General features: G+C 34.7%; 18 protein-coding genes. 14 read left to right on the top strand and 4 right to left on the bottom strand.

What is annotated here, in order from left to right; all coding sequences use genetic code 11:
* The first annotated feature begins 53 nt into the window (after positions 1-53).
* Positions 54-857: a hypothetical protein gene (locus P178_RS0105015; protein ID WP_027065185.1), complete on the top strand. Its 804-nt coding sequence runs from the start codon at positions 54-56 to the stop codon at positions 855-857.
* Here P178_RS0105015 and P178_RS0105020 read toward each other — a convergent pair.
* Positions 854-2,203 (bottom strand): dihydrolipoyl dehydrogenase family protein, encoded by a 1,350-nt coding sequence (locus P178_RS0105020; RefSeq protein ID WP_027065186.1) that lies wholly within the window; start codon positions 2,201-2,203, stop codon positions 854-856. The genes P178_RS0105015 and P178_RS0105020 overlap by 4 nt on opposite strands.
* A 125-nt stretch (positions 2,204-2,328) precedes the next feature.
* On the opposite strand from P178_RS0105020, the gene mfd reads away from it, so the two are divergent.
* From mfd to P178_RS0105060, 7 genes are all read left to right on the top strand, one after another.
* Complete coding sequence (gene mfd, locus P178_RS0105030; RefSeq protein ID WP_036145740.1) at positions 2,329-5,697, top strand: transcription-repair coupling factor; 3,369 nt, start codon at positions 2,329-2,331, stop codon at positions 5,695-5,697.
* Between the two features lies 1 nt (position 5,698).
* Positions 5,699-6,034: a TerB family tellurite resistance protein gene (locus tag P178_RS0105035; RefSeq protein ID WP_036145743.1), complete on the top strand. Its 336-nt coding sequence runs from the start codon at positions 5,699-5,701 to the stop codon at positions 6,032-6,034.
* A gap of 59 nt (positions 6,035-6,093) precedes the next feature.
* Complete coding sequence (gene yiaK, locus P178_RS0105040; RefSeq protein WP_197026784.1) at positions 6,094-7,101, top strand: 3-dehydro-L-gulonate 2-dehydrogenase; 1,008 nt, start codon at positions 6,094-6,096, stop codon at positions 7,099-7,101.
* A 65-nt stretch (positions 7,102-7,166) separates the two neighbouring features.
* The gene (locus P178_RS0105045; protein WP_027065190.1) at positions 7,167-8,429 is read left to right on the top strand and encodes a serine hydrolase domain-containing protein; all 1,263 of its coding nucleotides are present in this window, start codon (positions 7,167-7,169) and stop codon (positions 8,427-8,429) included.
* Positions 8,430-8,530: 101 nt separating this feature from the next.
* Positions 8,531-8,860, top strand: a complete 330-nt coding sequence (locus tag P178_RS0105050; protein WP_027065191.1) for a hypothetical protein — start codon at positions 8,531-8,533, stop codon at positions 8,858-8,860.
* Positions 8,860-9,201: a TerB family tellurite resistance protein gene (locus P178_RS21490; protein WP_051638176.1), complete on the top strand. Its 342-nt coding sequence runs from the start codon at positions 8,860-8,862 to the stop codon at positions 9,199-9,201. The genes P178_RS0105050 and P178_RS21490 overlap by 1 nt, the downstream gene beginning before the upstream one ends.
* A gap of 166 nt (positions 9,202-9,367) precedes the next feature.
* Positions 9,368-10,687, top strand: a complete 1,320-nt coding sequence (locus P178_RS0105060; protein ID WP_027065192.1) for a TlpA disulfide reductase family protein — start codon at positions 9,368-9,370, stop codon at positions 10,685-10,687.
* On the opposite strand, the gene P178_RS0105065 is transcribed toward P178_RS0105060, so the two are convergent.
* Positions 10,684-11,343: an aspartate kinase gene (locus P178_RS0105065; RefSeq protein ID WP_027065193.1), complete on the bottom strand. Its 660-nt coding sequence runs from the start codon at positions 11,341-11,343 to the stop codon at positions 10,684-10,686. The genes P178_RS0105060 and P178_RS0105065 overlap by 4 nt on opposite strands.
* Positions 11,344-11,431: 88 nt before the next feature.
* Complete coding sequence (locus P178_RS0105070; protein WP_027065194.1) at positions 11,432-11,791, bottom strand: YraN family protein; 360 nt, start codon at positions 11,789-11,791, stop codon at positions 11,432-11,434.
* 186 nt (positions 11,792-11,977) lie between these two features.
* Here P178_RS0105070 and P178_RS0105075 point away from each other — a divergent pair, with 186 nt between their 5' ends.
* On the top strand, positions 11,978-13,471 hold the full coding sequence (locus tag P178_RS0105075; protein WP_027065195.1) for a DUF1800 family protein: 1,494 nt from the start codon (positions 11,978-11,980) through the stop codon (positions 13,469-13,471).
* A gap of 11 nt (positions 13,472-13,482) precedes the next feature.
* Positions 13,483-15,186 (top strand): DUF1501 domain-containing protein, encoded by a 1,704-nt coding sequence (locus P178_RS0105080; RefSeq protein WP_027065196.1) that lies wholly within the window; start codon positions 13,483-13,485, stop codon positions 15,184-15,186.
* A gap of 57 nt (positions 15,187-15,243) precedes the next feature.
* Here the strand turns inward: P178_RS0105080 and P178_RS0105085 are convergent, their stop codons facing one another.
* Positions 15,244-15,423: a hypothetical protein gene (locus P178_RS0105085; RefSeq protein WP_027065197.1), complete on the bottom strand. Its 180-nt coding sequence runs from the start codon at positions 15,421-15,423 to the stop codon at positions 15,244-15,246.
* 192 nt (positions 15,424-15,615) lie between these two features.
* Between P178_RS0105085 and metG the strand changes: the two genes are divergently transcribed.
* The 4 genes from metG to P178_RS0105105 all read left to right on the top strand — a co-directional run bounded on the left by metG (position 15,616) and on the right by P178_RS0105105 (position 22,294).
* The gene (metG, locus tag P178_RS0105090; protein WP_036145745.1) at positions 15,616-17,694 is read left to right on the top strand and encodes a methionine--tRNA ligase; all 2,079 of its coding nucleotides are present in this window, start codon (positions 15,616-15,618) and stop codon (positions 17,692-17,694) included.
* 28 nt (positions 17,695-17,722) lie between these two features.
* Complete coding sequence (locus P178_RS0105095; protein WP_036145746.1) at positions 17,723-19,864, top strand: Tex family protein; 2,142 nt, start codon at positions 17,723-17,725, stop codon at positions 19,862-19,864.
* 8 nt (positions 19,865-19,872) lie between these two features.
* Entirely contained in the window at positions 19,873-20,775 is a 903-nt protein-coding gene (locus P178_RS0105100; protein WP_027065200.1) for a histone deacetylase, read from the top strand.
* 109 nt (positions 20,776-20,884) lie between these two features.
* Positions 20,885-22,294 carry a hypothetical protein gene (locus tag P178_RS0105105; RefSeq protein ID WP_155941578.1) on the top strand — a complete coding sequence of 470 codons (1,410 nt, stop codon included), beginning with the start codon at positions 20,885-20,887 and terminating at the stop codon, positions 22,292-22,294.
* Positions 22,295-22,325 lie beyond the last annotated feature (31 nt).

The following is a 22,325-nucleotide window of genomic DNA, read 5'->3' on the forward strand; positions in this document are numbered from 1 at the left end:
TTAATGTGCTAAAGAGCATAACTTTATGAGATAATCATAATAATTTTATCATTATGAAAAAGAAATTATCCGTTCTCAATTTAGCATCCGTTATTTTGGTGATTGCCGTTAACTATATTTCGCAGGCATTTTCATTTAACGACACCACTATTGGTGAAATGAGTGCCCAGTACGAAAATTTATTTACGCCAGCAGGTTATGCTTTTGCTATATGGGGCGTTATATTTTTAGGCTTATTGGCTTATGGTATTTTTCAAGTACGAAGAGCATTTTTTAGTCAGAAATCAAGCGATTTTATTGAGCAAACAGGATATTGGTTCTTTTTAGCCAACATTTTAAACTGTTGTTGGGTTTTTGCCTTTATGTATAATTACACCGGATTATCCGTAGTAATCATGTTCGGGATTCTTCTTTCTCTAATTAAAATTATACTGAATACAAATATGGAGCGATGGGATGCTCCCATTACAGTTATAGCTTTTATTTGGTGGCCCATTTGTTTTTATAGCGGATGGATTTCAGTAGCGACCATTGCCAATATTTCTGCGTTTTTAAGTAAGTTAGATTGGAACGGCGGCGTATTATCTGAACAAGCTTGGACCATTAATATGATTGTAGCTGCAACGGTAATTAACCTATTAATGATTTGGAAAAGAAATATGCGAGAATTTGCCCTTGTTGGTATTTGGGCATTATTCGCTATTTATGTACGACATAATGAATCGAATATTTACATCGCATACGCAGCAATGACAGGAACCGTAATTCTTTTTATTGCCATTGCCTTTCATGCATTAAAAAATCGAGAAACCAGTCCGGTAAAAAAGTTGCAAGAACGGTTTCGTGAAAAACCTTAGACCATACTTTTTACATCATTTACCCAAGACGGGTATGAAAATATGGTGGACTTAATATCTCTATCTGTCATTTTATTATTGATAACCATTGCAAAGATATTAATGGTTTCTCCTGCATTTGGTCCAAGAACATGAGCTCCAACAACCTCCCCTGTTCTATCATTTATTATGACTTTATAGGCATATAATGGAGCATTTATACGTTTAGCATTAAACCAATCTACAGCTACTTCATAGTTTACCCGTATATTTTTATATCTATTACGAGCGTCATCTTCAGAATAACCAACAGTAGCCAAATTCGGCAATGTAAATACCACTGAAGGAATTACGGGAACTTCTAAAACTTTCTTGTTTCCGTTAATAATATTTTCCGCTACAACATAGCCCTGTCTCCCAGAAAGTGGAGTCAACGGCAAGTTCTTATCAGATACATCACCACATGCATAAACATTTGTATTGCTAGTACTTTGCAGATAATTATTTGTAGTTACACCACTCTCATCAAAATCAACATTTCCTTTTTCTAAATTTAAACCTTTTAACGCAGGAACACGCCCTGCCGTATTAAAGATTGTCCTTGCCTCAACAAGAGTTTCCTCTCCATTTATTTCATATGTTAAAGTAAATTTCTTTCTTTTCTTTTCGAGCTTAGTCGGGTTCGCTTCAAAAATGAAATTTATCCCTAGAGATTCTGAATACTTTTTTAGTTCACTTACTAAATCAGCATCAAAAGCATGCAAAGGTCGTTTTCCTGTATCTAGAACAGTGACTTTCGCTCCAGCCCGTGCAGCCATATGAGCAAATTCCATCCCAATATAGCCACCACCTACAAACACGATTTGTTTCGGTAATTTTTTAAGATTTAGAAAATCATCGCTATTCTTAAAATGTTTGGCTCCGGGAATTTCCAGTTTTCGTGGTATTTGCCCTGTGGCAATAATTATTTTCTTGGCCTTAACTTTTTTCCCCTCTACCAAAAGCGTATTCTCATCTAAAAATTCAGGAGATTGGTGAAACAACTTCATTCCTTTCCCATTTAAATTTTGTTCAGTAGATTCCGGTATCTTAGCGGTGAACTTTCTTTTGAATTTTTGTAATTGCTTCCAATTGACTTTTACAACCTTATCTATTCCCTTTCCTTTTAAATTTGCACTTAACTCATAAGCCTCTAGGGCACCAAGTAATATCTTTTTAGGATCACAACCTCTATTTGCACAAGTACCGCCAAATTCTCGGTTATCGGCAATGGCAACCTTCATCCCCTGTTCTATAGAAGCTTTGGCAACAGTTTGCCCTGCAATACCGCTTCCTATTACAAAAACATCAAATTCATTCTCATCCATAACACTACCTTTTTTTGCTGAATACCAAAATGCAACTTTTTAAGGGCAATAGGTAACCCATATTCGATAATAATGAATCGTATCCATTTCTTAGGTATGCTTATATTTGCACAAATTTTAAACTGTTGAGTCATTCTTCTATCCAACAACGGTACAATCAGTCTCCCCAAATAGGGAAACTGCAAAATACTATTGCCGATTCTGAAAATTCAGAATCTAAAAACATTCAATTAAAAGGTCTTGTAGGATCATCACTTTCATTTGTACTCTCAAGTATCTTTAATACAGAGTCACGCCCTTTCTTGGCTATTTTTAATGACAAGGAAGAAGCTGCTTACTATTTAAATGATTTAGAAAGACTTATTGGTGAAGATAAAGTGCTGTTCTACCCTGGTAGTTACAGAAGACCTTATCAAATTGAAGAAACCGATAATGCGAATGTATTATTACGCGCAGAGGTTTTAAACAGGATAAATTCTAGAAAAAAGCCTGCTGTAATAGTCACTTACCCCGACGCACTTTTTGAAAAAGTAGTAACTAGAAAAGAACTGGATAAGAATACCCTAAAAATGAAATTAGGGGATACGCTTTCATTAGATTTTTTAAACGAAATTTTATTTGAATATAAATTTAAACGTGTAGATTTCATAACAGAACCTGGGGAGTTTTCTGTACGTGGTGGTATTGTTGATGTTTATTCTTTCTCTCATGATGAACCATATAGGATAGAATTTTTTGGCGATGAAATTGATAGTATAAGAACTTTTGATGTTGAGACGCAACTATCAAAAGAAAAAGTAAAATCAATTACTATAGTGCCGAATATGGCAGATAAGTTTTTGATTGAAAAAAGACAAAGTTTTTTAACCTACGTTGCCAATAATACATTGGTATTTGCAAAAAACACCGACTTACTTTACGACCGATTAGATGATTTTTTTAATAAGGCAAAAGAAGCTTTTACTAAATTATCTAAAGACATAAAACATGCTGAGCCCGAAGAATTATTTATGGGCGGCGCAGAATTTAAGCAACAACTTGCTGGCTTCACTTTATTAACACAATATGCAAAACGAGATGCTGAGCATCTTGTTGAGTTTCATTCAAAACCTCAACCTTCTTTCAATAAAAAGTTCGATTTACTAATTGAGAATCTAAACGGCTATAAAGATCAAGGGTACACTAACTATATATTTTGTGCCAGTGAGCAGCAAGCCAAGCGTTTTCATGATATTTTTGAGGAAGTTAACGAGCAGGTACACTATCAAATAATTGTATTTCCCCTTTTTCAAGGTTTTGTAGATGATGATCAAAAACTAGTTTGCTATACAGATCATCAAATATTTGAACGTTACCACAAGTTCCATTTGAAGAATGGTTACGCTAAAAAGCAAGCTATTACTTTAAAGGAATTGAACAAGCTTGAAATTGGTGATTACGTAACGCACATAGATCATGGTATCGGTAAATTCGGCGGACTCCAAAAAATTGATGTAGAAGGTAAAAAACAAGAGGCCATAAAATTGATGTATGGCGAGCGTGATATCCTTTACGTAAGCATACACTCATTACACAAAATATCAAAATTCAATGGTAAAGATGGTGCACCACCTAAAATTTACAAATTAGGTTCAGGTGCTTGGAAAAAAATAAAGGAAAAGACCAAATCGCGTGTTAAGAAAATCGCGTTTAATCTTATCAAAATTTATGCAAAACGAAGACTAGAAAAAGGGTTTCAGTACAACCCTGACAGTTATTTGCAAAATGAATTAGAAGCATCATTTATTTACGAAGACACCCCTGATCAAAGTACGGCTACCGAAGATGTCAAAAGAGACATGGAAAGTGAGCGTCCTATGGATCGTTTAATTTGTGGTGATGTAGGATTCGGAAAAACTGAAATCGCTATTCGCGCAGCTTTTAAGGCTGTTGATAATGGTAAGCAAGTGGCAGTCTTAGTACCTACCACCATATTGGCATTTCAACATCACCGTACATTTGCAGAACGATTAAAAGATATGCCGGTAACGGTAGATTATTTGAATCGATTTAGAACGGCGAAAGAGAAAAAAGATACTATACAGCGTTTAGGTGAGGGTAAAGTTGATATTATAATTGGCACACATCAATTGGTGAACAAGAATGTTCAATTTAAAGACTTGGGACTTTTAATTGTTGACGAAGAACAAAAATTTGGAGTTGCCGTAAAGGACAAATTAAAATCTATTAAAGAAAATGTAGATGTACTTACATTGACGGCAACACCTATACCACGTACATTACAGTTTAGTTTAATGGCAGCTCGTGACCTTTCTACAATTACAACAGCTCCGCCAAATAGATATCCAATAGAAAGTCAGGTTATACGCTTTAATGAAGAGACTATTAGAGATGCTGTTAGTTATGAAATAGAAAGAGGTGGTCAAATATTCTTTATTCATAATCGTATTGAAAACATTAAAGAAGTTGCAGGCATGATCCAAAGATTGGTGCCCGATGCTAAAGTAGGCATAGGACATGGTCAAATGGAAGGCAAGAAGCTAGAAGCTTTAATGCTAGGATTCATGAATAGTGAATTTGATGTATTAGTATCTACAACCATAGTCGAAAGCGGTCTAGATGTCACCAATGCCAACACCATTTTCATTAACAACGCCAATAACTTTGGATTGAGCGATTTACACCAAATGCGAGGTCGTGTTGGTCGTGGCAATAAGAAAGCATTCTGTTATTTCATTACTCCGCCTTACGAAGTTATGACTAGTGATGCCCGTAAACGTATTGAAGCTCTAGAACAGTTTACAGAATTAGGTAGCGGTTTTAATATTGCCATGAAAGATTTAGAAATTCGTGGTGCCGGAGATTTATTAGGCGGTGAACAAAGTGGCTTTATTAATGAGATTGGTTTTGAAACCTATCAAAAAATATTGGCAGAAGCAATTGACGAGTTAAAAGAGAATGAATTCAAGGACCTTTATGAAGAAGTAGAAGGCAAACATGAAAAGGTTTTCGTCAAAGAAACCCAGATAGATTCTGACTTTGAATTGCTTTTCCCAGATGATTATATTAACAATATTACAGAAAGGCTTACCTTATACACCAATCTTAACCAAGTAAAGGATGAAAAAGCACTTCAAAAATTTGAAGCACAACTCGTAGATCGTTTTGGGGAATTACCTGATGAAGCACAAGATTTACTAAACTCTGTTCGCATAAAATGGATAGCGAACAGTATTGGTTTAGAGAAAATTGTAATGAAACAAGGGAAAATGATTGGGTACTTTATAAGCGACCAACAATCAGAATTTTACCAGACATCAACTTTTACTAGAGTATTGCAATATGTACAATCTCATGCACAGCAATGTAAGATCAAAGAAAAAAAGACCCGCAATGGGTTAAGGTTATTATTAGTTTTTGAAGGCATACATTCTGCCGATAGAGCATATTTGGCTTTAAAGCCGTTTGAAACAAAAGAAAAAACAAATGCGTAATATGGAATTTGAAATATCAGAAAAACTGGCAATGGTCCATTTAATAGATTCTGTAATTGTAGCTGATGGTGAAGTTCATAAAGGCGAGATTAACGCTTTAAGCAAATTAATGTCCGTAATAGATTTTGATAGTAATTTTATGATTCAGGCACGTGCTATTGATATTGAACAAAGCACGAATATTTTAAAAGACATGTCTGAAGAGAAGAAATGCAAGTTGGCCGAAATTTTAGAGGATGTCGCAGTTTCAGATGGTCATTATCATGAAAAAGAAAACAATATAATTAGACACGTTTTTTCGGAAATCGGAATTTCAAAAAAGCATAAGTCCATTTAAGTTTTAAAGCAAAAACTTCTTGCGTATCTTACGGTTGTAATTAATATAAATACATCGTTTTGAGCGAAATCAAAGTTTCATCTGAGGAAATGAAATTGGTTCTATCCAAATTGTTCCTTAAATATTCCTTCTCTAAAGTACAAGCAGAAACACTTGCAAAAATTCACACAGAAAGTACCATAGATGGTATTTACTCGCATGGTATTAATAGAGTTCCAGTTTTTATAGACTACATCAACAAAGGTTTAATAGATATAGATGCTATAGCAGGTAAAGTAACTTCTATGGACAGTATAGAACGCTGGGATGGAAACTTAGGCTCAGGGATATTAAATGCCTTAAAATGTACCGATAGAGCAATTGATTTGGCAAAGGCAAATGGTATGGGTTTAGTTGCGCTTAGAAATACTAATCATTGGATGCGCGGCGGCACCTACGGTTGGCGAGCTGCAGAACAAGGTTGCATTTCTATTATGTTCACCAATACAATTCCCAATATGCCAGCGTGGGGCGGTCAAGAAAATAGAATTGGTAATAATCCCTTAGTGATTTCCATACCTAGAAAAGAAGGACATGTAGTATTAGACATGGCATTATCTCAATTTTCATTCGGGAAAATGCAAAGTTTAGATTTAAAAAACGAAGAGCTTCCTTTTAATGGTGGATGGGATTCTAATAATCAATTGAGTAAGAATCCTAAAGACATTATGAATTCTGGTAGAGCATTACCTGTAGGATATTGGAAAGGATCTGCCCTTTCTATGATTTTAGATATGCTGGCAACTTTACTTTCTGCGGGTAATTCTACTTATAAAATTGGACTGAAAAAAAATGAGGCCGCATTATCACAGGTGTTTATGTGTATAGACCCATCAACTTTTTCAGATGCCGAAATCCAAGAAAACTTATTGAACGAGATTATCCAATTCACCCATGATGGTCCACCAATGAAAATGGGTAATAAAACCTTTTACCCAGGAGAACGAACCCTCTCTACTAGATTAAAAAATCAAAAAGAAGGCATGATGGTAAATTCTAAAATATGGGAACAAGTACTTCAATTGTAAAACTAGACTTAAACTCGCTTATTTTATTTTCGTACTTTCAAAACACTCATATCAACCTAACAATCATGAAAAAATTACTTTATTACTTTACGCTACTTTTAATTGTAACCTCATGCAAAGAATCTGCAAAAAAAGAGGCCGTTGTAGAACCAGAAATAATTACAACAACTGCAAAAGCTCGAATAGATTCTGTTCTTAAAAGTTTTGTAGATGCAAAAAACATAGCTGGTGTTTCTGCACTAATATTCGAAAAAGGAGAAGAAGTATATTACAATGCATTTGGTTACGCAGACATTGCTGCAAATAAACTGATGGACAGGAATACGATTGTTCAAATCTATTCTATGACTAAGCCAATTACAGGCACTGCTTTGATGACTCTATATGAAGAAGGTAAATTTAAGTTAGACGAACCAATTTCTAAGTATATTCCTGAATTTGCAAACATGACCGTTTACACAGGGGTAGATGCTAAAGGAAATGTGTTAACCGAACCGTTACATAGAGAAATAACTATTAGAGATATTACAAGACATACTGCAGGTTTCCCAAATAGAGATGACATACCTGGCTTAAGCAAGTTATTTAAGGATGCAGACGCAATGAACCGAGAAAACACCCTTACCCAAATGGGAAAAAAAATGGGAGAAGTTCCTTTATGGTTTCAGCCTGGTACTCAATGGGAATATGGACCAAGTGTAGATGTGCAAGCTTTACTGGTTGAAAGAATTTCCGGAAAACCTTATGGCGAATATGTACAAAAACATCTGCTAAGTCCTCTTGAGATGAACGAGACCAGATATTATATTCCTGAAGAAGATAGAGACCGGTTCGCCAAACTATACATTAGAAAAGATGAAGGTGTATTAGTACAAGACACAATAACATACAGCAATTATACAGTACATTGGCCATTAACACGTGGCGGTTCTGGTCTTACTTCTACTTTAGATAATTATATGCGTTTTGCCCAAATGCTTGTACACGAAGGTAGTTTAGATACTGTGCAAATTCTTAAACCTGAAACTATAAAATTAATGGCTACCAACCAATTGGCAGATAGTATTACAGAACGTTCATGGTTACCAACTAAAGGGCAGGTAGGATTTGGTATTGACTTTGCCGTTCGTGTAGCACCACCAAAAACTCCAGAAGAAAACCATGGTGTAGTAGGTGAATTTTATTGGGATGGAGCTGCCTCTACTTTATTTTGGGTCGACCCGGTAAATGAGTTAACTGCCGTTATGTTTGTACAGTTATTTCCATATGATCAAATAGGTTTGCACAAACAATTTAGAGATGCAGTTTATGGTCCATACCCATTTTAATGATTTTAGCTGTTAATTTTTAATATTGCAGAGAAACTCATTTAAAGAGTTATTTAAAAGTACTGTCCTTTTCCTTATCTTTCAACTCCAAAATAAAAAGCATGGAGTTTGAAGAGTTTGTAAAAGCAGCCTTTGTTAAGATGATTTATGAAGTTATAAAGGCAGATGGTAAAGTTCACCCGGCTGAGTTAGAAACATTGAACAAACTAAAAAGTACAATTGGTTTTGACGACGCATTCTTAGAGCGCGCAAAGTTGCTAGATTATGACAATGCAATAGTTACACTTTACAATTTACCGCACGAACAAAAGAAAGCTTTGGCAGATATTCTAGATGAAGTTGCAATTGCAGATGGAGCTGTCCATAAAAAAGAAATGGATCTTATCATAGAAACATTCATAAACATTGGATTAGGAGAAGAAACAGAGTAATGAGTAGTATAATAGATTTTACAAAAGAAGAGAAATTAGCCGTCGTGAAAATGGTTGATTACGTTATTCTAGCCGATAGCAAAGTGGCACCGGCAGAAATGCGATTTCTTACGCAATTAATGGAGCGTTTTACTTTTGATAGTTTCTTTGTAGGTCAAGCTCGTAATCTAGATAAAGACAAAGCATTCAATATTATTAAACTAATGTCTTTACCTAAGAAACAAGAGTTAGCTAAATTATTAGATGATGTGGCCATTTCTGATGGTTATGTTCATGAAAAGGAACTTATTAAAATATCTGAAGCACTAAGTCACATGGGAATTGAAAAAGAATTATCATAACCTTTTCAGAATTAAAGCCCTCATTTGCCTCTTGATTATTACTTTTATTCATTGAAAAGTATATACTTCACTCCAATACTAATGAATAAGGAATTTCAGAATTAGAATAGCCAAAATTTTTGAACGATTCTATCAATGTTGGTCCGATAATTGTTTTTACATCATCATGAAAGTTATAACTAGTTTTTGCCTTTTACTTACCTCCCTAAATATATTAGCACAAGGATCAATCTCAGGAAATTTTTCTCCTCCAAAAGATTTTAAATGGCTTATAGCATATGAGTTAACACCAAACGGGGAACGCTATAGTACTGATACTGCTATAAAAGAAGGTTCTTTTACACTAGAAATGCCAGCTACGGCACAAGCGGGTATGTATAGATTAGTATATGCCGTACCACAAGATGAGTTTTATATTGATGTTATTTACAATAAAAAAGAAGATGTGAAATTTAATTTCAATCTTCAAAATGGATTGACAATTACTAATTCAGAAGAAAATAAATGGTATCATGAATATTTTTCTAAAATAACCGCAGCACAAGATAGATTGTTAGAATATTATGAGACCGGTAATGATTCTAAAAAAGAATATGGGGCAATTTTAAAAGAACTAAAAACGATACAAACCAATTTTGAAGAAGAACATGCTAGTAGCATAGCACATAAATTTATTAAAGCAAATAGAAGTTACATACCCACTGAATTCGAAAATTTAGAAACTTTTCTAAAAAACAAGAAGCAGCATCATTTCGATAATCTAAACATCAATGATCCTATTTTACAAGGGTCTAATTTCTTAACCGATAAGTTCGCTAGCTATGTTTTCTCTGCACTTCCTGCTGACATTAAAACAAAAGAGCAGCTAGAAATTGAAATTAACAAAAACATTAGAACTACTGCAGATTTCATTAAAACCACACCTAACGGATTTCAAGTTAAGGCGCTTCATCAATTATGGAAAATTGCTGAGGTCAATGAAATGGGCTCAGTACAAGATTTTATTTTCAAGAACCATTTAAAGAAATCGGCACTTGCTAATGACAATCAAAAATTAGTCGATGAGATTGAGATAGCATCTAGATTAAGAATAGGCGCTGTATCCCCAGATATTACCTGGGAAGCAAATGGCAAAAAACACTCACTTTTGACCATGGAGAAAGCTGAAAATTATTTGCTTGTTTTTTGGAGCAGTACCTGTTCTCATTGTCTTAAAGAACTTCCTCAACTTCATAAAGAATTGAAAGATTACGAAGGCCTTAAAATAATAGCTGTTGGCTTAGAAGATGACAACATTAACTGGAAAAAAGTATCTGCTACTTTACCGGCATTTAATCACGCCATCGCTTTAGGCAGATGGGAGAGCGATTATGCACAAACTTTTGGCATTCAAAGCACACCTACCTATTTTATTCTTGACAGTGAGAAAAGATTCTTAGCTAAACCTGAATCTGATAAAGAAGTAGTAGAATTTCTAGAAAACTAAAGAGATTTTAAATCCTTTATTGTTTTAAAGGCCATATCTACTTGTTCGTCATTTACTAAAATGGTAAACTCATTAGTTGTAGATATTACTTCGTAAAGCACAATACCTTCCCAAGCTAATCTTTGAAAGATAAAGTAATAGATACCAGGTACAGAAACATTCTCAGCAGGTAACTTTACCGTAATAGAAGAAAGCTCTTCTGCTTTTTGAGTGCATTTTTCATCCTTGAACAGTTTTTCAACTGTTTTATCCATCACATTGCTTATTACAATGTTAATCTCATTTACACCACGGCTAGAAGTATAAAAAACATCTTGATTATTATTGATTTCTTCTAGCAATTTAGCTTGATGTACCAATATTTTATCCGAAGCTAAAAAAGTATAATCCGTTAGTGAAGAACGCACAGTTATCTCTCCTATATTTTTTAGAACTTTTAAAATTTTATGGGTTGCCCTAAATTCAAGATCATCAGATAGGCGTTTCAATGCCATAACGATTGCACCATTACGAATGTCTTTACCTAATTCATGCTCAATCTCTGGTTTTACTATCCTAGATAGTGATGTAAGATTGATGATACCCTGTGCTAGAGCACTTTGTAAAAATGGCTTTTTCTTAATGTACTCTTCAACGACTGATGATATTGTTTTCATTTTACTGTATGGTTGTTGTGCAAATATAACAACTTGTTATAAATAAAACAAAATGTTTTTTAATAAATCTACTTTTTTAGTAGATTACTCAGAAATGATAAAAGGCAGATTCTAAATGTTCTAACTCAAATTTACTCTTATTTTTGAGGATGGTAATAATATCAAAACGCACTTCAACATCAAGATTATTATCTGTTATATAGTGGTCTGCCGCCATAACCAATAGTTTAATTTTTTTAACGGTAACCGTTTCAGCTATATTCTCTATAAAATCTGAACTTCTTGAACGAACTTCAACAATCGCCAAAATATCACCCTTTCGTGCTATAATATCAATTTCGGCCTGCAGGTATCTATAATTTTTATATGTAATTGTATATCCGTTCTTTTTGAGAAAATCAACCGCTATCTGTTCCCCTTCTTTTCCAAATTCATTGTGTTTTCCCATGATGTTGTTTGTGGATTGTGCAATTCATCGAAAATATTGGAATTTTAACGCCTTTTTACCAATAAATCTCGTTATTTGACTTCTGATTATCGAAAATAGATAGTTTTAAATACTATACCAAATTTCGAGACGTTTAGCATAGAAGCCCCAACTCTACGAACGTAATACAAACGCCTATTTTAAGATATGGAATATTTCATTAATTGTAATACTTCTACTCTTGCTCCGTATACAGCTAATCTAGATCAGCTAAGAGCATCACATTTATACAGACGATTAGGATTTAGTGCCTCTGTCGCCACCATAAACCAGGCTACCGGTCAATCTGCCGCTGCGTTGGTAGATAGCTTGGTTGATGAAGCCTTAAGCATGCCAGGAATAGCTACTCCTGCTTGGGCAAATTGGACCAATGCCAATTACCCAACAGATAGCGATGCTAGCAATCAATTAAAAAGAGAGCAGAAATCTGAGTTTCAATTGGCGTATGCCAATGGCTTGTTGAATAACAATTTACGTGATAGATTAAGCTTTTTCTGGAGCAATCATTTTGTTACGGAATTAGACGTATATAACTGTAACTCTTATTTATACGAATACATAGATTGCTTACAACGTAACGCTTTGGGCAATTTCAAAACCTTTACCAGTGAAATTGGGTTAACGAATGCCATGTTATATTACTTAGATGGTGTTTACAATAATGGTAACAATCCTAATGAAAATTATGGCCGTGAACTTTATGAGCTCTTTACACTTGGTGAAGGCAACGGCTATACTGAAGAAGATATCATTGAGACCGCAAAAGCTCTAAGTGGCTATGTAGAACGTGGTGAAATTGGATGTTCTCCAGTTGCTTTTGACCCAACTAAACATGATGGCAGTACTAAAACTATTTTAGGACAAACTGGTAACTGGGGTTATGACGATGTTATAAATATTCTCTTTGAACAAAGAGCACCAGAAATTGCAGAATTCATCTGCCGTAAATTGTATGAGTTCTTTGTACACCCAGATTCAAAAGACGAAGCAAATAATGCACAGTTGATCATTGATGGTTTAGCTGCTACATTTGTTTCTAATAATTTTGAGTTGGCACCGGTATTAAGACTTCTTTTTAAAAGTCAACACTTTTTTGACGATGAGGCTATCGGCGTAATTATAAAGAGCCCTATAGATTTCTATTTTAATACACTAAACGAATCAGGATTTAGCTATACAGATACCAATGTTGCCGAAATGGTAAATTATAGCGCATTATTAAGTCAAGAAATATTTGAACCTTTTGATGTTGCCGGTTGGCAAAGAAACAGGTCTTGGATCAATACCAATTTTATGATTGGGCGATGGCTTACCATTGAAAGCATTTTAGAGGAATTCTATATGGCCGACAATGAGCAGTTTAGAACACTAGGTCTAGAAATTTCAGGAAATGCCGGTTTAACCAGTTCAAATCCTGATGATGTTGCAAGACTTATTATAGATTTTATTCTCCCCAAAGGACTTCTAAACGAAGAAGAATACAATAAAGCATTCACCATATTTAGAAGCGATGTAGAGGATGTCTACTATGAAGGTGGTAATCAAGAATCTTGGACGTTGGCCACTTGGCAACAAGGTCCTTTTCAAGTATACCTCCTATTTCAATATTTAGCTAGACAACCAGAGTTTCAATTAAAATAACACCTACTGCTATGTGCAATACACACCACTCCCCATTTAAAGGTCTTCAACATGAAGGTCATGATGATGAACATAAAACATGGAGCAGACGCTCTTTTTTACAAGCAATGGGAATTGCTGGATCAGGCTCAATGATGCTAGGTTCTAACATGTTATCAGCTTCTGCGCCATCACCACTATCGGCGGCTATCGCAGGTGCTGAAACAGACAATATTTTAATTCTAATTCGCCTTTCTGGAGGTAATGACGGACTAAGTACTGTTATTCCTATTGAACAATATGATAGTTATGCCAATGCCAGACCTAATATCTACATCCCAGAAAGTAAGGTTTTAAAATTGACCGATGAGTTTGGGGTTCCATCTTACATGAATTCTTTAGCACCTATGTGGGAAGAAGGTCAATTTAAAGCGGTACACGGTGTAGGTTATGAAGGACAAAGTTTATCGCACTTTACAGGTTCAGATATTTTTGCCAATACAGATATAGAAACTACAGGATTTAGTGGTTTAAACACTGGCTGGATGGGTAGACATTTTGAAAATATGTACCCAGATTATTTGATAAATCCACCAGCGGCGCCTGCTGCCATTCAAATTGGTCAGTTTGGAAGTTTGGTATTTCAAGGAGATGAAACCAATTATGCATTTGTTACCTCAAACATTGATCAATTAGAGGAAATAGCGGAATCTGGAGTCGTTTACGGTTTAGAAGAGACCTTATTTAATGATTGTATGTATGGCGACCAACTTAAGTTTTTAAGAGGGGTTGCAAATACTACGTATGAATATTCTGGTGTAATACATGATGCTTACACACGTGGACAAAATCAAGTAGAATATCAAGAAAATAGCTTTGCACGTCAATTGGCACTTATTGCCAGATTGATAAAAGGAAATTTAGGGACAAAAGTCTTTATGATTTCTATGGGTGGTTTTGACACTCATGGTAATCAACCGCAAGCTCACGCTCAACTAATGACTAATTTATCTGTAGCGGTAAATAATTTCTATGAAGATTTAGCCTTTACCCAACAAGATGATAAAGTATTGAGTATGACTTTTTCAGAATTTGGTAGACGTATTTTCGAGAATGGATCAAATGGTACGGATCATGGTAAAGCTACGCCAACCTTATTTTTTGGATCCGGTTTAAATGGTAGTGCCTTTGTTGGCGACCACCCAACACTAGATGACCCAGATGGTAGAGGTAATTTAGAATACACAATGGATTTTAGAGATCTCTATGCTACTGTTCTTGCAGAATGGCTTTGTGTAGATGTACCCTTGGTAGAAGCACATTTATTGAATTATAAACCATATGTACCAGTAGATTTAGGTTTTAGCTGTAGTGGCGAAGCATTTCCAGATATAGTGTACAGTGATGGTGAGGTTACACCACCAGTACCACCTGGAGAAGAAGCTGAAACACCTTTTAATCCAGATTTATTGAATGCCGTTGTTCACAAACCATTTTATCCAACGGACAGTACACCACATATCTACTTAGAAATGCCATTTTCGGCACATGTAGACATTCAACTTTTTAATATTCTTGGTCAGAAAGTAGGCACCGTTTTTAACGAAATGATGTTTGAAGGTTCTACCGAAATAAATATACGAGAGCGCATGCCCGAACAACTATCTACAGGAAAGTACATTTATCGTATTAATGTACAAAACCAAAAAATGAGTAAATCAGTGATGGTAGTTTAATCTGTTTCCCACTATGTAAAAAGCCCTATTCAATTAAATTGAATAGGGCTTTTTATTTTATGCCAATTTCGATTTGTTCATTTTGGACTCAAACCGCAACTCTTTTTTTACTCTATGGTTCTTGTCTTTGTAAAGCCGCACAACATCTTCTTTACTTGTTTGTGCATCTTCTATTCCTGCATTAAATTTCTCTAAGCTTTCATCAAGCTTTAACTTTCTTGAATTACCAACAGCCATAACATCTATGTTTTAGTTTATAAATAGGTATTTTCTTACATTATAACAGATTCTAAATGTTTTTAGTATAAAATATCCATGAACGACATAGTTAGACACGGTTATAATTTTCATCTAGTAGCTTACTACTAATCTTAAGTAATTAGTAATTCTCACTTCAAATTCAGTATTTTTGTAGCTTAATTTATTTTGATGTCCGATATTAAATCACCTTCTAGATATACGATTACTGCTGCATTACCATACACAAATGGCCCAATTCATATTGGTCATTTAGCCGGCGTTTACGTGCCAGCAGATATTTACGCTCGTTACCTAAGATTAACAGGTAAAGACGTTGCCTTTGTTTGTGGTAGCGATGAACATGGTGTTGCCATTTCAATGAAAGCAAAAAAAGAAGGCGTAACCCCTAAAGATATTATCGATAAATATCATGCAATTATTAAGCAGTCTTTTGTGGATTTCGGTATAACGTTCGACAATTATTCAAGAACCTCTGCACAAGTACATCATGATACGGCTTCAGAATTCTTTATAAATCTTTATGATAAAGGAGATTTTATTGAAGAAACTACGGCACAATTATATGATGAAGAAGCACAACAGTTTTTGGCTGACCGTTTTGTAATAGGCACATGCCCTAAATGTGGTAATGAAGAGGCGTACGGAGATCAATGTGAAAATTGTGGGTCTAGTTTAAATGCGACAGATTTAATAAATCCGAAATCAACTATAACCGGAACCGTACCAACAACTAAAGAAACAAAACACTGGTTTTTACCTTTAGATAGATATGAGGAATTTTTAACCGATTGGATTCTAAAAGGACATAAAGACGATTGGAAACCTAACGTTTACGGTCAATGTAAATCATGGATTGATGGCGGATTAGAACCAAGAGCTGTAACTAGGGATTTAGATTGGGGAATACCAGTACCTGTAGAGGGTGGCGAAGGCAAAGTATTATATGTTTGGTTCGATGCACCTATAGGTTATATTTCATCTACCAAAGAATGGGCAGCCCGCGAAGGAAAAGATTGGGAACCATACTGGAAAGACGAAAGCACAAAACTGGTTCATTTTATTGGTAAGGATAATATTGTTTTTCATTGTATTATATTTCCATCTATGCTGAAGGCAGAAGGAAGTTACATTTTACCAGAAAACGTACCGGCAAATGAGTTTTTAAACCTAGAAGGAAATAAACTATCTACATCTAAAAACTGGGCAGTTTGGTTACACGAGTATTTAGTGGATTTTCCAGAAATGCAAGATTCATTGCGTTATACCTTAACTGCAAATGCACCAGAAACCAAGGATAACGATTTTACTTGGAAAGATTTTCAAGCTAGAAATAATAATGAACTAGTAGCTATATTAGGTAATTTCATTAACCGAGTAGTTGTGTTAACTAATAAGTATTATGATGGAAAAGTACCTGCAGCAGGAACTTTATCTGATGTAGATACCGAAACATTAGAACAATTAGGCAAATACCCAGATATAATTTCCAGTTCTATTGAGCGCTATCGTTTTAGAGAAGCAGGTCAAGAATTAATGAATTTGGCTCGTTTAGGTAATAAATACTTAGCCGATGCAGAGCCATGGAAAGTGATAAAAGTAGATGAGGAACGTGTAAAAACGATTATGAACGTTGCTTTGCAAATAGCGGCAGGCTTAGCTGTTTTAAGTGAGCCTTTCTTACCATTTACATCTAGTAAACTTAAAAATATATTAAACATAGCGCAAAGCGCAGACAAAGGTTTTGATTGGAACGATGTTGCAACAAATAGCAACTTACTAACTGCCGACCATCAAATAAATCAAGCAGAGCTATTATTTAGAAAAATTGAGGATAGTGAAATACAAACTCAATTAGATAAATTGGAAGCCACTAAAAAGGCTAATGAAAACGAAAATAAAAAACTAATGCCACAAAAGGATACCATTACATTCGACGATTTTTCTAAACTAGATATGCGTGTGGGTACTATTATAGAAGCCGAAAAAATGGCTAAGGCCAAAAAGCTTTTAGTTCTAAAAGTTGATACGGGCTTAGATGTTAGAACTATTGTATCTGGAATTGCGGAAAGTTTTACTCCGGAAGAAATTGTAGGCAAAAAAGTTACTGTACTTGTCAACCTAGCTCCTCGTGCACTTCGTGGTGTTGATAGTGAGGGCATGATTTTAATGACTGAAAATGCTGATGGAAAATTAGTGTTCGTTAATCCTGATGAAGATAGTGTTGGCAACGGGGAAGGAATAAACTAAATCCCCCTCTAAAAATATTACAATACACATGGCAAAATTGGACTCGGCCCAAATTGTTGGCTATATACTCAAGCACACCCAACTACCAGAGAAGGGAATTCAAAATACTATTGAGCTTTTAAATGCCGATTGTACCATACCTTTCATTTCTAGGTATCGTAAAGAAAGAACTGGTAATTTAGATGAAGTACAAGTTGGTGCTATCGTTCAATTTAAAGAACAGTTTGAAGCATTAGAAAAGAGAAAAAAAGCCATTATAAAGGCTGTTGACGAACAAGGCGTCTTAACGGCTGAGCTAAAACAAAAGTTCAATAATTCTGAAGATCTTACCCAGTTAGAAGATTTATACCTCCCATTCAAAAAAAGCAAAAAGACCAAAGCAGAGGTTGCGCGTAAAAATGGATTAGAGCCATTGGCAAAAATCATTATGGCGCAGCGCAATGATGACATAGAATTTACGGCATCTAAATACCTAAGCAAAGAGGTAGAAAATGAAGATGATGCCTTAGAAGGTGCTAGACACATTATTTCTGAATGGATTAATGAACGTACAGATGTAAGAAGTTCCATAAGATCACAATTAGCAAGATTTGCCATTATTAGTACAAAAGTAATAGGTACTAAAAAAGATGATGAAAAGGCACAGAAATTCCGCGATTATTTTGAGTGGAGCGAGCCTTTAAATAAATGTCCGTCTCACCGATTACTTGCCATTTTACGTGCCGAATCAGAAAAATTTATCCGGGTTAAAATTGAGCTAGACGACGAAAGATTATTGGATCGTATTGAAAATAGAATTATAAAATCTAATAATGCATGCGGAAAGCAAATTGAGTTAGCAATTGCAGACGCATACAAAAGACTATTGTTTCCTTCTTTATCTAACGAACTACTAAAAGCTGCCAAAGAAAAAGCAGATGATGATGCCATTGGTGTTTTCTCAAACAATTTAAGACAATTATTACTTGGAGCACCATTAGGTGAAAAGCGAATTCTTGCCATTGACCCTGGCTTTAGAACGGGTTGTAAGGTAGTTTGTTTGGATGCCCAAGGAAATTTAATACATAATGAAACTATATATCCACATGCACCACAAAATGATGTTGGCGGGGCTATAAAAAAATTAAGCTCATTAGCAAATGCTTATAAAATTGAAGCTATAGCTATTGGTAATGGAACGGCTTCAAGAGAAACAGAACAGATTGTAAAGAAAGTAATATTCAATACTCCTGTAGAAGTTTTTATTGTGAGTGAAGCAGGAGCTTCTATCTATTCAGCATCAAAAATAGCTAGGGATGAATTTCCTAATTACGATGTAACAGTACGTGGTGCAGTTTCTATTGGTCGACGCTTGGCTGACCCACTTGCAGAACTAGTGAAAATTGACCCAAAATCTATTGGTGTTGGGCAGTACCAACATGATGTCGACCAAACCAAATTGAAAACTTCACTAGATACCGTTGTTGAAAGTTGTGTAAATTCCGTTGGCGTAAATATTAATACCGCTAGTGTTCCCCTGTTAAGTTACGTTTCTGGTATTGGTCCAAAATTAGCGGAAAATATAGTTGCCCAAAGAAAAGAAAAAGGTGCATTTAAAAGTAGAAAAGAAATAATGGATGTACCTCGTTTAGGCGGAAAAGCATATGAACAAGGGGCGGCTTTTTTACGTATTAAAGATGCTGAAAATCCGTTAGATGATTCTGCCGTACACCCAGAAAGTTATGGTATTGTCAAGCAAATGGCGAAAGATACTGGCACAGAAATTCTATCTTTGATAGGTAATAAGACTGTCCTTAAAGAGATAGAATTACAGAAGTATTGTACAACAGATGTTGGTTTGCCCACTCTAGAAGACATACGTGCAGAACTTGAAAAACCAGGATTAGACCGTCGTGAAAAAGCCAAGGTTTTCACATTTGACCAAAACATTAAATCTATTACCGACTTACATAGTGGGCAGTTATTACCTGGTATTGTAAACAATATTACCAATTTTGGATGCTTTGTAGATATAGGTATTAAAGAAAGCGGATTAATTCATGTATCTAACCTATCAGATTCTTTTGTAAAAGATGTAAATGAACATGTGCATCTTCATCAACAAATTATTGTAAAAGTTTTAGAAGTTGATGTTTCCCGAAAGAGAATTCAATTGAAACTACATAAATAATTCAGGTGATGCTAAAAATAGCCTATCATCCTATATATAAACATCCATTACCAGAAGGGCATCGTTTCCCGATGATGAAGTATGAATTGTTACCACAGCAATTAATACATGAAGGCACTTGTACAGAAGCCAATTTTTTTGAGCCTGAGATCCCCAATGATAAACATATAGTAGCAGTTCATGACCCTGAATATTTCTACGATTTGTTGAATATCATGATTTCGCCAAAAATGGCTCGAAAAATAGGTTTTCCACTTTCAGAAGATTTAGTTGAACGAGAGCGTATAATTGCAGATGGAACCATAAAAGGATCTGAATACGCTTTAGAGTATGGTATTTCTATGAATATTGCCGGAGGAACTCACCATGCATATAGTGACCATGGTGAAGCTTTTTGCATGCTAAACGACCAAGCCATTGGCGCAAAATACTTAATAAACAAAGGACTCGCTAAAAAAGTGCTTATTGTTGATTTAGACGTACACCAAGGTAATGGCACCGCAGAAATTTTTAAAAATGATGATTCTGTATTTACATTTTCAATGCATGGAGCAGGTAATTACCCATTTAAAAAGGAACAGTCAGATTTGGATATACCTTTACCCAAAGGAACCGATGACGCCATCTATCTATCCATTTTAAAAGATAACTTACCTAAATTAATAGAGAACCTACAGCCAGATTTCATCTTTTATTTATGTGGCGTTGATGTTCTTGAAAGTGATAAATTAGGTACACTTAGCCTCACTTTAAATGGATGTAAAAAACGTGATGAATTTGTACTAAATACCTGTAAAGAACATTCTATACCTGTACAATGCAGTATGGGCGGTGGTTATTCGGCAGATATAAAGGTTATTGTAGAAGCGCATTCAAATACATTTAGACTTGCTCAATCTGTTTATTTTTAATTACCCATTGAAAATAATAGTAGTTATTGGTTCGTTAAACAATAAATGGTTCTTAATGCATATAAAGTATCCCCTATTATTAATTTTATTGGTTTTCATCAATAAAAGTATGGCTCAAGAAGAATTTGCCAAAATAAATAATGTTTATGAAAATAGAATCATTACTCCGGACGAAGTACTACCCTTAGTAGATGAAACGCAAAACAGATTTGCTCTCATTTTTTTACGCGGAAAAGTAATTGACGGTTATTTATTTGATGAATCAAATGAAATTATTGCCGAGCTAAATTTTCAAGATAAGGCAAGAGCGTTCAAACAAGTATTGGGACAAACCATTTTAAAAAATCAAGATTTTGTTGTCTATTTGACTACTAAAAACCGACGTAAATTTGCATCTTCACATTTTTCATTTGAGAAGAATATAGTTGAATTTAATGAAATAGACCTAGACCTAGGCTATGAAGAAATAATACAAACTGCAGAATACAATAATAAATTTCATGTTCTTACAATTCTTCCTAATACAGCAATAATTAACATATACCGTTTCAACAATCAAACAGATTTTACTAAACATTCTATAGACTTCTCCCACCATTCATTTTTAAACAAAAAACAGAAGGTTAAAGATTTATATGACATGATGACCATAAATACTGGACTGTATGGTTTAGATAAGTCTGTTGATATAGTGAAGATTGAAAAAGAAAATCCAACAACGCTAGAAATTGCCTGTAATTCTACTAAAATTTATCAAAATGAAAATTTTATCACAATAACTTTTGACAGTAATAATGATATCACCCAAATAGTAGACATAGATTTAGAAAAATTAATAGGGTACGCCACAAGCTTTCAAAAAGCTATGGGGAATTGGAGTTATAAAGAAAAGACCAGCAACTCATTTGTGGATAAGGATATTTTGTATCAAATCGTAAGTACTAAAAGAGCCTTTCATTTGAGGGCTCTAAATTTTAGAACCGGAGAGTTAATTAATGAGTACAGTGCCCATGAGAACGAAAAGATTAAATTTAAAAATTCATCAATAATACAGACTGGCGGCACCTTTGATAACCACAGAACTTTTGAGGACACCGGCGTACTACTAAGAAAAATGAGTAGAGGTAAAGTAGGTATAGCTGTACAGAATCACGATAACCTTAAACAAATTTCATATGGTGGCGTAATTGAACGAAGCAGTAATGCAATGGCTATGATGCCAGGTTTCGGTATACCTATTGCTACCTTTGGCGCTGTAACTGTTTTCTTTAACCCTACTTTTTTTGCTTACCAGTCTTATACTGCTACAAAAGCTATTCAAGTAGATGCATTATTCAATTCAAATTTTGAACACCAAAATGGACAATTGAAAGAAAACCGCTTCGATTTGATAGAAGCGTTTGAAGTTGAACATAATATTTCCCCTAACGGTAGAACCGTTTTTAAAATGAATAATGCCTATATTCTTGGAAATTATGATGCCTATCATAAAACATATACATTACGTTCTTTTCAATAGAAACCTATATAATTACGATACATAATTCTCT

Source organism: Maribacter sp. Hel_I_7, from assembly GCF_000688315.1.
GTDB lineage: Bacteria > Bacteroidota > Bacteroidia > Flavobacteriales > Flavobacteriaceae > Maribacter > Maribacter stanieri.